The 13,053-nt window shown below is 60.2% G+C and carries 10 protein-coding genes, 2 tRNA genes and 1 rRNA gene; 7 read left to right on the top strand and 6 right to left on the bottom strand.

All coding sequences use genetic code 11. The features are described from left to right. Window positions 1-135: 135 nt before the first annotated feature. The 3 genes from IE111_RS10640 to hemL form a co-directional block, all read right to left on the bottom strand. A tRNA-Leu gene (locus tag IE111_RS10640) sits at window positions 136-222 on the bottom strand. Window positions 223-260: 38 nt separating this feature from the next. Continuing rightward, a tRNA-Leu gene (locus IE111_RS10635) sits at window positions 261-347 on the bottom strand. A gap of 165 nt (window positions 348-512) precedes the next feature. After that, entirely contained in the window at window positions 513-1,796 is a 1,284-nt protein-coding gene (gene hemL / locus IE111_RS10630) for a glutamate-1-semialdehyde 2,1-aminomutase (RefSeq protein WP_189608545.1), read from the bottom strand. Between the two features lie 320 nt (window positions 1,797-2,116). On the opposite strand from hemL, the gene IE111_RS10625 reads away from it, so the two are divergent. Then, a complete protein-coding gene (locus tag IE111_RS10625; RefSeq protein ID WP_189608544.1) occupies window positions 2,117-4,825 on the top strand; it encodes a winged helix-turn-helix domain-containing protein in 2,709 nt (902 codons plus the stop codon). 178 nt (window positions 4,826-5,003) lie between these two features. Here IE111_RS10625 and IE111_RS10620 read toward each other — a convergent pair whose 3' ends face one another. Both IE111_RS10620 and IE111_RS10615 read right to left on the bottom strand, forming a co-directional pair. Further along, complete coding sequence (locus IE111_RS10620; RefSeq protein ID WP_189608543.1) at window positions 5,004-5,432, bottom strand: CopD family protein; 429 nt, start codon at window positions 5,430-5,432, stop codon at window positions 5,004-5,006. Next, the gene (locus IE111_RS10615; RefSeq protein ID WP_189608542.1) at window positions 5,432-7,150 is read right to left on the bottom strand and encodes a chloride channel protein; all 1,719 of its coding nucleotides are present in this window, start codon (window positions 7,148-7,150) and stop codon (window positions 5,432-5,434) included. Before IE111_RS10615 ends, IE111_RS10620 begins: the two co-directional genes overlap by 1 nt. 158 nt (window positions 7,151-7,308) lie before the next feature. Between IE111_RS10615 and IE111_RS10610 the strand changes: the two genes are divergently transcribed. The 4 genes from IE111_RS10610 to IE111_RS10595 all read left to right on the top strand — a co-directional run bounded on the left by IE111_RS10610 (window position 7,309) and on the right by IE111_RS10595 (window position 9,374). Then, window positions 7,309-8,034, top strand: a complete 726-nt coding sequence (locus IE111_RS10610; RefSeq protein ID WP_189608541.1) for a DUF6776 family protein — start codon at window positions 7,309-7,311, stop codon at window positions 8,032-8,034. After that, on the top strand, window positions 8,021-8,479 hold the full coding sequence (locus IE111_RS10605; RefSeq protein ID WP_189608540.1) for a bactofilin family protein: 459 nt from the start codon (window positions 8,021-8,023) through the stop codon (window positions 8,477-8,479). The genes IE111_RS10610 and IE111_RS10605 overlap by 14 nt, the downstream gene beginning before the upstream one ends. A gap of 105 nt (window positions 8,480-8,584) precedes the next feature. Beyond that, window positions 8,585-8,935 (top strand): iron-sulfur cluster insertion protein ErpA, encoded by a 351-nt coding sequence (gene erpA / locus IE111_RS10600; RefSeq protein ID WP_189608539.1) that lies wholly within the window; start codon window positions 8,585-8,587, stop codon window positions 8,933-8,935. Beyond that, complete coding sequence (locus tag IE111_RS10595) at window positions 8,913-9,374, top strand: DsrE family protein (RefSeq protein WP_189608538.1); 462 nt, start codon at window positions 8,913-8,915, stop codon at window positions 9,372-9,374. Before erpA ends, IE111_RS10595 begins: the two co-directional genes overlap by 23 nt. 63 nt (window positions 9,375-9,437) lie before the next feature. On the opposite strand, the gene IE111_RS10590 is transcribed toward IE111_RS10595, so the two are convergent. Then, a complete protein-coding gene (locus IE111_RS10590; protein ID WP_189608537.1) occupies window positions 9,438-10,748 on the bottom strand; it encodes an OapA family protein in 1,311 nt (436 codons plus the stop codon). 129 nt (window positions 10,749-10,877) lie between these two features. Between IE111_RS10590 and tyrS the strand changes: the two genes are divergently transcribed. Further along, window positions 10,878-12,071: a tyrosine--tRNA ligase gene (tyrS, locus tag IE111_RS10585; RefSeq protein ID WP_189608536.1), complete on the top strand. Its 1,194-nt coding sequence runs from the start codon at window positions 10,878-10,880 to the stop codon at window positions 12,069-12,071. Between the two features lie 692 nt (window positions 12,072-12,763). Further along, a 16S ribosomal RNA gene (locus IE111_RS10575) occupies window positions 12,764-13,053 on the top strand; the annotation flags it as partial.

Raw genomic sequence — 13,053 nt, 5'->3', positions numbered from 1 at the left:
CGGTCATCTCTGAGGCTCGTTATCCTACCCACGGCAGATATCGCCCTTCAGGCTCTTCTGCCCTACGGTACGGATAAGGAGTCAATGGAGAAACTTTGGTGGGGAGAGTCTATCGCCATTCCCGGAGGGCGGAAATGGTGCCTGGGAGAGGATTTGAACCTCCACGGGGTTGCCCCCACTAGCACCTGAAGCTAGCGTGTCTACCAATTTCACCACCCAGGCAGAGCGGTCGCGGTGTGAAAGCAGCATCCGGGTGAAATTGGTGCCTGGGAGAGGATTTGAACCTCCACGGGGTTGCCCCCACTAGCACCTGAAGCTAGCGTGTCTACCAATTTCACCACCCAGGCATTCATTCCCGGATGTGCTCACCGTCGGTAAGCAGGCGCGCATACTAATGAGCGCCCGCATGACTGTCAACAGCTATTTGGAAAAACAGGAGCACACGGCTTCCGCACATCCTGATTTTTCCTTCGCATCGGTACATCCCTTACAAAACAACGACTTGGATACCGTTACAGACGCCCAAGCACCCGCTCGGCCGCCTCCAACGTCAGGTCGATGTCCTGCTCGGTGTGCGCCAGCGACAGGAAGCCCGCCTCGAAGCTCGACGGCGCGAAATAGACGCCTTCGTCCAGCATGCCGTGGAAAAAGCGGTTGAACCGCTCCGTATCGCAGGCCGCCACCTGGCTGAAACGACTCACCTTCTCGTCCTCGCTGAAGAAATAACCGAACATGCTGCCGGCTCCGTTCGTCGTCAGCGGAATGCCCGCCTTGGCCGCCCGATCGCGCAGCCCCTGGGTCAGGGCGCCGGCCCGTTCGCTCAACTGCTGGTAGACACCGGGCTGATCGATCTGATTCAGCGTCGCCAGACCGGCCGCCATCGCCACCGGGTTACCGGCCAGCGTGCCCGCCTGATAGACCGGCCCCACCGGCGCCAGATAATCCATGATTTCCGCCTTGCCACCGAAGGCACCGACCGGCATGCCACCGCCGATCACCTTGCCCAGCGTGGTCAGATCCGGCGTCACGTTGAACAGCTCCTGAGCGCCTCCCAGCGCCACCCGGAACCCGCTCATCACCTCATCGAAAATCAGCACCGAACCGTGGTCCGTGCACTCCGAGCGCAGCGTTTCAAGGAATCCCGGCTCCGGCAGAATGCAATTCATATTTCCCGCCACCGGCTCCACGATCACCGCCGCGATGCGATCCCCGTACTCCTTGAAGCACTCGCGTACCGCCTCCGGATTGTTGTACTCCAGCGTCAGCGTGTGCTTCGCCACACTCTCCGGAACCCCGGGCGACGTCGGCACACCCAGCGTCAACATGCCCGAGCCCGCTTTCACCAGCAGGCTGTCGGCATGGCCGTGATAGTTACCCTCGAACTTCACCAGAATATCCCGGCCGGTATAACCGCGAGCCAGCCGGATCGCCGACATTGTCGCCTCCGTGCCGGAATTCACCATCCGCACTTTTTCGATCGACGGCACCAGAGAACACACCTTCTCCGCCATCTCGATTTCCAGCTCGCAGGGCGCTCCGAAGGTCAGCGACTGATCCACCTGCGCATGAATCGCCTCGCGCACTTTCTCATCGCCATGGCCCAGAATCTGCGGCCCCCAGGACAGTACGTAATCGATGTACGCCTTATCCTCGGTATCGTACATCCGCGACCCGGACGCCCGCTTGAAAAAGACCGGCGTACCGCCGACCCCCTTGAACGCCCGAACTGGCGAATTCACACCGCCGGGAATGGTCTTCTGGGCACGTTCGAACAAATCCGCGAAATGATCGGTCATGGTGATTGCCTTCTGAACAGGATATTTGCCGTCCATTGTCGTGATTCCTTGGGAGGCTGGCAAACCCATCACAGGGCATTGAACGAAATTGACGCCGAAGTGAGCGTCCGGGGGTGGAGTAGGCCTCTCCAGGGAAGTCGGCAGCCAGGATGGCTGCCGTCTAGCCCCCATGGATGGGTTTACGGCGACCCTGGAGAGGCCTGCCCCACCCCCGGATGCGGACCTTTGCCACAATCGCTTATTTGGGCTCTGTAATTTGATAGCCCAACCCCCGGCTGGGTATGATTGCGCAACGACCACAAAATGAACGGTAAACGCAGATGACCGAGTCGGTCCCGCAGCAGTTCCTGGTGCCCTCGAAGCTATCGGTGCCCTACCTCCCGCCCAACGCCATCCACCGCCCCCGCGTCGAACAGGTCTTCGTCGACGCCTGCAAACTCCCCGTGGTGGTCCTGTGCGCCCCGGCCGGCTTCGGTAAAACCACCGCTGCGCTGCATGGCTTCGCCGCCCTCAAGGACGACGAACCCGAAGCCCGGCTCGCCTGGCTCTCGCTCGACCCCGAAGATTCCGACCCCTACACCTTCGCCGCCTACTTCATCTCGGCCATCGCCAAGCAACTGCCGCTCAGCGAACAGCTGTGCCACGCCGGCGTCCACGATCGCAACACCCAGCTCAAATCCCTGTTCGGCCAACTGCTGTTCGAGCTCGACCGCATCCACAAGCGTTTGATTCTGGTGCTCGACGACTACCACGTCGTCGACAGTGAAGAAGTGCACTCGGCGCTGGCATACCTCGCCAAACACCTGCCCCCGCACATCACCCTGGTCCTCACCACCCGGTCCGACCCGCCGGCCAGCATCATGTCGCTGCGCCTGCAGGGGCTGGTGGCGGACATGCAGACCGAACTGCTGGGTTTCACCGTCAAGGAAGCCCAGAGCTTCTTCCAGCGCCTCGGCGGCTACCAGTTGGACGATCAGGACGTCCAGCAACTGCTCGATCATGTCGAAGGCTGGGCCGTGGGATTGCAGTTGATCGTGCTCGGGCTCAAATCCAAGCCGTCTTTCGACGAACTCAAGGCCCGGCTGGACCAGAAGAACCTGAACGCCATCGACTATTTCGACTCCGAGGTGTTCGACGCCCTGCCGGCGGACGTCCAGCATTTCATGCTCAACACCAGCATCGTCAAACGCTTCAACGCCGACATCGCCCGGGCGCTGACCGAAGACATCAACGTTCACGAAGTCCTGGAATTCCTGCAGCGACAGCACCTGTTCATCATTCAGTTCAACGAACCCCAGCAGTGGTTTCGCTACCACCACCTGCTGCGCGAGTTCCTGCAGCACAAGCTGATGACAATGACCGGCGGCGATATCCGCCAGCTGCACTACCAGGCCAGCCAGGCCTTTCTGGATCTGGGGTACATCGTCGGCGCGGTCGATCACGCGGTGAAGTCCCGCGACCAGGAACAGATCATCAAAATCCTGCGGATTTACGGCGAAGACCTGATTCACAAGGCGCATTACGAGCTGGTTCAGCGCTGTCTCGCCGAATTGTCCATGGACATCATCGCCAGCGCCCCGCAACTGGTTCTCGTGTATTGCTGGGTCGAGGCCATCTTCGGCGATGCGCGCAAGGTCGACCCCTGTCTGGAGAAAGCCTGGCCATTGCTCGAAACCAGCGAGGGGGCCCGTCTGCTCGAAGCCGAATTCGAAACGGTCCGCTCCCAGGCGTATTACTCGCTGAGCCGGTTCGAGGAAGCCGAGCGCGCCTCCCAGCATGCCCTGGAACTGTTTCCGGCCGACAATACCCGGCGCCAGAGCGCCTTGCTGACCTACGCCAACGTCAAATTCGAGCAGCGCGACCTGGACCGCGCGCTGGAAATTTACGAGGAAAGCGAGCTGCTGAGCCGTCAGGAAGCCAATCACGATGCCGTGTTGTGGAGTCTTAATCAGCAGGCGCAGATCTGGCGCCAGCGCTGTCGCTTCGACCGGGCCATCGCCCTGTCGCGGGAAGTGATGGATTACAGCCGGGAACACGGCGTCAACTACGGCTTCAACGCCTGTTTCTCCCTGCTGTGCCAGGCCGATCTGGCGCTGGAATCCTATCATCTGCGGGAGGCCCGCCTGCTGATCAACGAAGTCGGCCTGGTCTGCCAGAACTGGGACGAATTCTGGACGCAGCATCTGTTCGGCTGGTTATTGAAGATGGAATTGCTCAAGGGCAAGCCGACCACGGCCCGGGAGTTGGCCCAGCAACACGAAAGCATCCTGACGCGCGAGGCCGTCAGCGAGCAGCTGATGCCCTATTCGATCGAGGTGCAGTTGCTCTACTGGTGGCAATCCGGCGAAGTGAAGAAAATCGACACCTGGCTCAAGGCCACCGCCGACGTTCGCGACTGTTACAGCATCGCCGATGTTGTGCTGTTGCGCTCCCGGCTCTACGGCCTCTGTGCGCTGGATCGCTACGACCAGGCACTGGAACGATTGGACGCGGTGCTCGACACCCTGAACACCCTGTCCGACGACGCGTTCAAACTGGAGCGCATTCGCCTGGGCCTGTTGCGGGTGACCATCCTGGAACAGCAGCAGCAACGCGAGGCCGCTCTGACGGAATTGAAGCGTCTGTTGCCGGACATTGTCGAACACACCATCGTCGCCAGCATCCTCTATCTGCGCCAGTGGATCATGCCGGTGTTCGAGGCGCTGGACCCGGACGCCCTGACGGAGGACGAAGCTCGCTGCGTGGAGCAGTTGCTGATTCTCTACAAGCAACGCAACACCACCGCCAAGCGGGGCGAGGACGAAGTGCCGGACGGCTTGATGGCGCTGGGCATTTCGAAGAAGGAGTGGCGGGTACTGCGCTACATCATGGATGGCAAGAGCAACGATGAAATCGCCCAAACCATGTTCATCGCCGTCAGCACGGTCAAGACACACATTAACAATCTGTATAAGAAGTTAGCGGTTACTAACCGCAAAGAAGCGATCAGTAAAGGGCGCGAGCTCAGTCTGGGGGCGGTGGAATCCTGACTTGGGCGCTCCAACCGGGAGAATTTCAACCGGCCGGGGTCTTCTCTCGCGCGCTGGAAGTGACTAGACTGCCCGAATCCTTGGATAAGATTTATCTGGGGATTGTCTAGTTGATAGGTAGTCATTGGCTAACGGCCCGCGTGGCCGTTAGCCCTTTTTTCGAGCGTCCGCTCCTGCCTCAGAACGGTTTCAGCACCACCAGCAGCACGATGGCCAACAACACCAGCACCGGCATTTCGTTGAACCAGCGAAACCAGGTGTGCGGATGGGGGTTGTGGCCCTGCTCAAAGCCTCTCAACAGCCGCCCGCACCAGAAGTGGTAGACCACCAGACCCGCCACCAGCAGCAGTTTCACATGCAGCCACCCCATGGTGAACCAGCCGCGACCGGCCGGTGTGATCAGCAGCGCCAGGCCAAAAAACAACGCCAGCACCATGATCGGGGTGATGAAGCGGTACAGCTTGCCTTCCATGATGCACAGCCGCTCCCGTGTGGCGCGATCGTCGGACATCGCGTGGTGCACGAACAGACGCGGCAGATAGAACACGCCCGCGAACCAGGCAACGACGAAAAAGATGTGGAAGGCTTTCAGCCAGAGGTAGAGCATCAGTGAATGTCTCCTTCGGAGGTCAGTACGGAAACCAGTTGTCCCCGGGTCACCAGGCCGACCCGGTCATCGTCCAGGGGCAGCATGAACCCGGCCGTGTCTTCACGCTTGAGCAGTTTGACCGCGCCCAACAGGGTGATGTCGCCGTCCAGCTGAACCAGTCGGCTGTAGGGCGGGACAGCCTGTCTCAGGGCGTCGCCCAACGGGCGGCGGGTGTCCGCGTTCAGCTGCACCCAGTCGACGTAGAATTCGTTGAGCACCGGCTTGGACAGCAGATAGCTGTCGTTCTCGATCTGGATCATGACCCAGCGATACGGCCCCTTCAGCACCTTGCCGATGCGGTCCTCGTCCAGCGTCAGGTCGAGTCGGTCGAATTGGCTCGACGCCAGTTCGCTGAGGAAACGCTGTGACAGCGCGATGCGTACCGGATGGGTCTCGATGGTCAGACCCTGGGCTTCCAGCAGCGCCCGGAACAGCGACGGTTGCTTGAAGGCGTGCTGACACACCAGGTTGGCGCCGAGCACCACCACCATCGCCGGGAACATGGCATGGGCGTTCAGGGACAGCTCCAAAACCGCCGCCAGAGCCGCCAGCGGTGCGTGCAGAACGGCACTCATCATCGCGGCCATGCCCAACAGCGCATAGAAGGCCGGGTCGGCCGCGCCGGGCATCAGGGCGCCGATGACACCGCCGGCACAGGCGCCCATGACCAGAGTCGGGCCGATCAGCCCGGCCGGGACCCCGAGGCCGATGGCGGCGGCCGTCGCTACGATCTTGGCGACCAGGATCACCAGCAAGGCGGTCCAGCCCAGTTCATTGGCCAGGGCGGCGTTCACCGTATCGAAACCGGAGCCCAGGATCTGGGGAACCACCAGGGCCAAAGCGCCGGCGATCACACCCGCCAGCAGCAGGCGCAAGGCTCGGGCGTGAACCCGCATGCGCAGAAAGGTGCGCACCAGTCGGTGGAAAACCACGGCGAACAAGCCGATCATCAAACCGGTCAGCAGCAGTGCCGGCAGGTCGGCCAGGCCGCCGACGCTGAACGGATCGGTCACAAAAGCCGGGTGTTCGCCCATGAACCAGCGGGTGGTCACGGCCGCCGTGACCGCCGAGGCGATGATCGGCGTGAAACCGAGCAGACTGTATTCCATCAGCACCACTTCCATGGCGAAAAGCACGCCGGCCAGCGGCGTATCGAAGGCGGATGAAATCGCCGCCGCCGTGCCGCAACCGGTGAGCAGGCGCAACTGACTGGGTACCCGGTGGGTGGCCTGGCCCAGTTGATTGGCGATGCCGGCGCCGATGTGTACGGCCGGTCCTTCCTTGCCGACACTGTGGCCGGAACCCAAGGCGATCAGCGCCGCGACAAACTGAAAAATGGCGTTGCCCGCCGGCAGCCGGCCGCGACCGCGGCGCAGCCGGTCCAGCACATGGGCCACACCGACGGTCTGGACATGATTGGGCGTGAACCGGAACAGCAGGATCAGCAGCAGGCTGCCGACAACCGGTAAGGCGAACCGCATCGCGGCCGATAACGACTCGAAGTCTTCGAGCGATTCCCCGTTCAGCAGGTGCAGCACCGCGTCCAGCGTACTGAGAAACAGCGCCATCACCGCACTGGTGGCGATCCCGGTCACAACGCCGAGCAGAACCAGCGTAAACAGACCGTCGGATTGCTTGAGCCAGGTTCGCCAGCGGGAAAAGCCGAATTCGGGCATGAGGAAGTGTGCTTGTCACTGAATTGCAGGCGACCTTATCATAGGGCGCTTATGCATTGAATCGACGGGGTGTACCCCGGGGCCTCCAGCAGTTCTGGCCGGGGTGTCTTGTTGGCGAGAGTAGGATGGCGAGAGTCAAGGTAACAAAGGTCTATCCGATGGCGGTGGTTCCCCACCGTCCCTGGCGTCGCTGGGGTCTGTTGTTTGCCGGAATTGTGATCCTGGTACTGGCGGTTTACGGCGCCTATCGGTATGGTCTGCAGTCCGGGTTTTCTGCTCAGCAATCCTGGGTGACGGAACGGCGAGCGTTGCAGTCCGCCCTGGCGGAGGCCGAAAAGCAGCAGGAAGCGCTGCGCATGAAGGTTGCTACACTGGAGCGAGGCTCGCTGGTGGACCGGCAGTCCAATGAGAGTTCGCGCCAGGTGATTCGCGATCTGACCGATCAGGTCGCGCGGCTGGAAGAAGAGGTGGCGCTGTACCAGGGCATTATGTCACCCTCGACCGGGGATGAGGGGTTGCGGGTCCAGGAAGTGACTCTGGAGCCGACCAGCTCCGAAGACCGCTATCGCTATACGTTGATGCTGACGCAGGCTGGCAACAACGATCAGTATCTACAAGGTTTTGTCGGCGTGAACATCGTTGGCAGTCAGGCGGGCGAACGAGTCGCCCTGCCGCTGAAAGACGTCTCGGATGACATTGACGATGTGGATATCAAATTCCGCTATCGCTATTTTCAAGATATCAAGGGCGACCTGGTGTTGCCCGACGGCTTTGTACCCGATCAGATACAGGTAGTCGCCCAGGCCGTGGGAGAACGCTCGGCCCGTGTGGAGGCTGCCTACGACTGGTCGGATCTGGAGAATGGGACCAATGTGGGGCAGTAGCAGCAAAGTGGCTAATAACGAGACCGTCATTTCGGCGAAAACAGAAGTCAGTGGGGACGTCCGGGTATCCGGCGGTTTGAACGTCGACGGCCGTATCAAGGGCAACATCCTGGCCGATCCGGACAGCGGCAGTGTCGTCCGGGTCAGTGAAAAAGGCATGGTCGAAGGGGAGATCCGCGCGCCCCGCATCGTCATCAACGGCGAGGTCAAGGGCGACGTCTACTCGTCCGACCACCTCGAGCTGGACAAGAAGGCCGTGATCAACGGCAATGTTCACTACGTGATGATGGAAATGGTCATGGGCGCGAAGGTGAACGGCAAGCTGCTGTATGTGGCGGCGGAGAAAGGCAAGAAGGCCAAGCTCGACAAGCCCGAAACCGCCGAATCCAAGCCATTGGCCGATGCCAAGGCCGACACTCCGGTCGAAGCCAAACCCAGTCAGTGACCGACCATTGAAAATCCGGTCGACAGGCCCGATCATAACGGGTCACAGAGGGTGGTTTCCCGGAAACCATCCTCGATCCATTCCGGCAACCCCCGAGACGTGAACATGACAGAAACCGTAGCCATGACCGATGCCTTGATTGTAACCGAGGCGGCGGCCGACAAAGTCCGTCAACTGGTGGAGGAGGAAGGCAACGACCGCTTGATGTTGCGCGTCTTCGTCACCGGCGGAGGCTGTGCCGGGTTTCAGTATGGCTTCACCTTCGATGACGAGATCGCCGACGACGACACGGTCGTCGAGCAGGCCGGCACCCGCTTTCTGGTCGATTCGCTCAGTGTTCAATACCTGGCCGGTTCGACCGTCAACTACACCGAAGGGTTGGATGGCAGCCGTTTCACCATCGAGAACCCGGCTGCGGAAACGACCTGTGGCTGTGGCTCCTCGTTCTCCGTTTAAGCGCCGTCTGGCCGCCGCGCTGGTGGCGGCCGTCTGTACCTGGAGCAACGCCGAAACCGTACGGCTGGACGAACCGGCCGATTCCGGCCTGGTCGCTCACATCGAAGCCCACACCGCCGAAGAACTCTCTTCCATCCTGTCCCGGGCCGAAGCCCTGCTTGAAGCCGAAGAGCAATACAGCAGCCAGCAGCCGATCGCCCTGATCCTGCACGGGGACGAAACCGAAGCCTTCCTGAAGGGCAATTACTCCGCCTATCGCGAACTCGTGGATCTGGCCGCCCGGCTGGACGCGTTCAACGTCATCGACGTGCAGGTGTGCGAAACCTGGATGCGGGACAATGGCGTCGAGCGGGAGCAGTTGCCGCCCTTCGTCAATACCGTGCCCTATGGGCCCGCCGCTGAGCGCGAACTGATCGAACGCGGCTACGATCACTTCTGATCGAGCGCTATTCCATGCTTAAAGAGGAGAACCGGAGCCCGATCGGGCCCCGCGGTGTGGCGCTTATTCCTGGTCGGAATTGGCGTAGGCTTCGTCGAAAACCTGCAACTGGCCGACCATGTTGGCGGCAAATTCCTTGAAGTCCGGCAGATACTGGTTTTCCAGGGGCTGTGCTGTCGGCAGAGGCACTGTCTGCGGGTTGCGATGCACGCCATTGACCAGGAATTCATAGTGAAGGTGGGGGCCGGTCACCATGCCGGTCGCACCGACATAGCCAATGATCTGGCCTTGTTTGACGCGATTGCCGACGCGGGAGTACTTCGAAAACTTGCTCATGTGCGCGTACAGGGTGCGAATGCCGCCACCGTGTTGCAGGATGACCACGTTGCCGTAACCGCCCTTGCGACCGGCGTGGATGACCTTGCCTTCGCCTGTGGCCTTGATCGGTGTCCCGGTTGGTGCCGCGTAATCCGTCCCCTTGTGGGCGCGAATGGTGTTCAGGACCGGATGACGGCGGTTCGGATCGAAGCGTGACGATACCCGGAATACATCCATCGGCGTACGCAGGAACGCCTTGCGGATGGAAGCGCCATCCGGTGCGTAATAGTCGGTCCGGCCGCTGGCGTCGGTGTAGCGGATGGCCGTTACCTCACGTCCCTGGGTTTTGAAGGATGCGGCGAGAATCGGCCCGTCTTCCAGTTTCTTGCCGTCGAGGAAGTGCTCTTCGTAGATCAACGAAAAGGTGTCGCCGGCACGAATATCCATGACAAAGTCGATGTCCCAGCCAAACAGGGTGGCCAGTTGCATGATCATACTGTCGCTCAGCCCCGCATCCTTACCGGCCAGGTAGAGGGAAGAGTCGATGGTGCCTTCGGTGTAGCGGGTGTGGATTTCCGGCTCATGGACGACTTCCTGGATGCTGAACCCCTCTTCCTCCACCGAAATGCGATGATTCACCAGAATGGATTCACTGAAGGTGACTTCTTTCAGGCTGTCGTCTTCATTGAAGGTGAAGGTGAACGACTGGCCGGGATAGATGCGCTCGAGAGGCGTGCTGATCTTCTCGTCCGCCAGCATGCGATAGAGTACGCTGACGCCCGCGTCGGCCCGTTCGAACAAGGTGGACAGGGTGTCACCCGGGCGCACCTCGACTTCAGCGGTGCGTAACTGAGGGGCGTCGGGTTGGGTTGATTCTGATGCGGCGGAGGTTGGCGATGGTGTCGAAAACTCCAATTTGGCCGGTATCTCGACAATGACGGATTGGCTGGGCGCCGGCCACAGCGCCACAGTCAACATGATAGACGTCAGGATGGCAACGCCGACGGCATGCCACCGAGGGAACTGCTGGATGCGGTCGAACAGATTATTAGTCATGATAAAACAGTCGGTTGGCTGGAAAAGTTAAGGCATTATATTAGCAACAGTGCCACCATGTGCTAACTGATATCACAAACTGATATAATCCGTCTTCTGTATATATGTAAATTATTTTGAGGAGCCTCCATGTCCCTGGAGCAGACACTGGCAGAAATTCGACGCGGTACCGAAGAGATCCTGCTCGAAGAGGAACTGGTAGAAAAGCTGGAAAGCGGCCGTCCCCTGCGGATCAAGGCCGGTTTCGACCCGACCGCGCCGGATCTTCATCTCGGCCATACAGTTTTGTTGAACAAGATGCGCCAGTTTCAGGAGCGCGGACACACCGTCATTTTTTTGATTGGTGATTTTACCGGCCTGATCGGCGACCCGTCCGGCAAGAACGCGACCCGTCCACCGTTGACCCCGGAGCAGATCGCCGCGAATGCCGAAACCTATAAAGAACAGGTCTTCAAGATCCTCGATCCCGAGAAGACCGAGGTGCGGTTCAACTCCGAGTGGTTCGAGAAGGTCGGCGCCGCCGGCATGATCAAGCTAGCGGCCCAGCACAGTGTAGCCCGCATGCTCGAACGGGATGATTTCAAGAAGCGCTACAAGTCCAATCAGCCCATTGCGATCCACGAGTTCCTCTATCCGCTGGTGCAGGGGTACGACTCGGTGGCTCTGGAAGCCGACGTCGAACTGGGCGGCACCGATCAGAAGTTCAATCTGCTGGTCGGGCGCGAGCTGCAAAAGCATGAAGGTCAGGATCCCCAGGTCGTGATCATGACCCCGTTGCTGGAAGGTCTGGACGGCGAGAAGAAAATGTCCAAGTCGCTGGGCAACTATGTCGGCATCACCGAGTCGCCGGGCGTCATGTTCCAGAAGATCGTCTCCATTCCCGATGCCCTGATGTGGCGGTACTACGAGTTGCTGTCGTTCAAGACCCTGGAAGAGATCGACGCGCTCAAGCGCCAGGTCGAGGACGGCGCCAACCCGCGAGACATCAAGATGGAGCTCGCGCGCGAACTGGTCGCCCGCTTCCACGGCGAAGAAGCCGCCAGCAATGCCCATAAAGGCGCAGGCAATGTCATCCGCGAAGGCGAAGTGCCGGAAGACACGCCGGAAGTGACCATCGAGCTCGAAGGGCAGGACGAACTGCCGATCTCCGCCATCGTCAACCGCTCCGGCCTGGCCGCCAATGCCGCCCAGACCCGGGACATGTTGAAGAACGGCCGGGTCAAGGTCGATTGGGAATCGGTCGAAGCCACCCTCAAGCTCGGCCCCGGCCACTACCTGATCCAGGCCGGCAAGAAGAAGATCGCCAAGGTCACCCTGGCCTGACCCCGGTGCCCACCGCTATTCGACGTAGGGTGGGCACCGCCCACCGTAAACCATGCCGAGTAAAGATGTCGGATTACGCCTTCCGGGCTAGTCCGACCCATGCATAGCTTCCTTGGTCGGCCGGACCAGTAGGTTGGATCGGTCCGTCTGGTCCGGCACCCCGGCTTCGGTAGGCCGAAGGCCGTAATCCAACACCCTTACCCCGCCACAGCCCCTCCCCAAACACCGCTCAGTCACATTCCCGTCAACTTTTTCCGATCCAGCCCTTGACCGGCGAAAGAAAAAGACTATTATACGCCTCCCTCGCAGCCAACGGCGGCGAGGACGCCGGATTCGGGCGGCTTTTGAAGCGGGTGTTGCACCCACCTCGAAAGCACTTTTTAAAGCGCACGTAAGTGATTGTTTTAAAAAGAAAAAAGCTCAGAAAACGGTTGACAACGCGGCGCAAATCATTAAGATACGCTCCACGTTGAACGGAGCAGCCAACAGCAGCCGGCTCCGAGATCTTTAACATTGTCAGAAGTAATTCGTGTGGGCGCTTGTGGGTCGACAAATAGAAGCTCAGCTTGCTGGGCATTCTCGATCGACAAGTGACCTGTCAGAAATTCTGAGAGGCGTGAATCCGGCTTTTGTCGGGTTCGCTTGCGAACGAGCCAAGATAAAGGCGTCTGCTTCGGCAGGTGTCATATTTTGAACTGAAGAGTTTGATCATGGCTCAGATTGAACGCTGGCGGCAGGCCTAACACATGCAAGTCGAGCGGAAACGATCCTAGCTTGCTAGGAGGCGTCGAGCGGCGGACGGGTGAGTAACGCGTAGGAATCTGCCCGGTAGTTGGGGATAGCCCGGAGAAATCCGGATTAATACCGAATAATCTCTGCGGAGGAAAGAGGGCTTCGGCTCTCGCTACTGGATGAGCCTGCGTCGGATTAGCTTGTTGGTGGGGTAATGGCTTACCAAGGCGACGATCCGTAGCTGGTCTGA

Source organism: Saccharospirillum salsuginis (assembly GCF_014651855.1).
In the GTDB taxonomy this organism is placed as follows: Bacteria; Pseudomonadota; Gammaproteobacteria; order Pseudomonadales; family Natronospirillaceae; genus Saccharospirillum; species Saccharospirillum salsuginis.
Note: the sequence above shows the minus strand (reverse complement) of the source record. Positions and strands in the feature narration are given on the sequence as shown.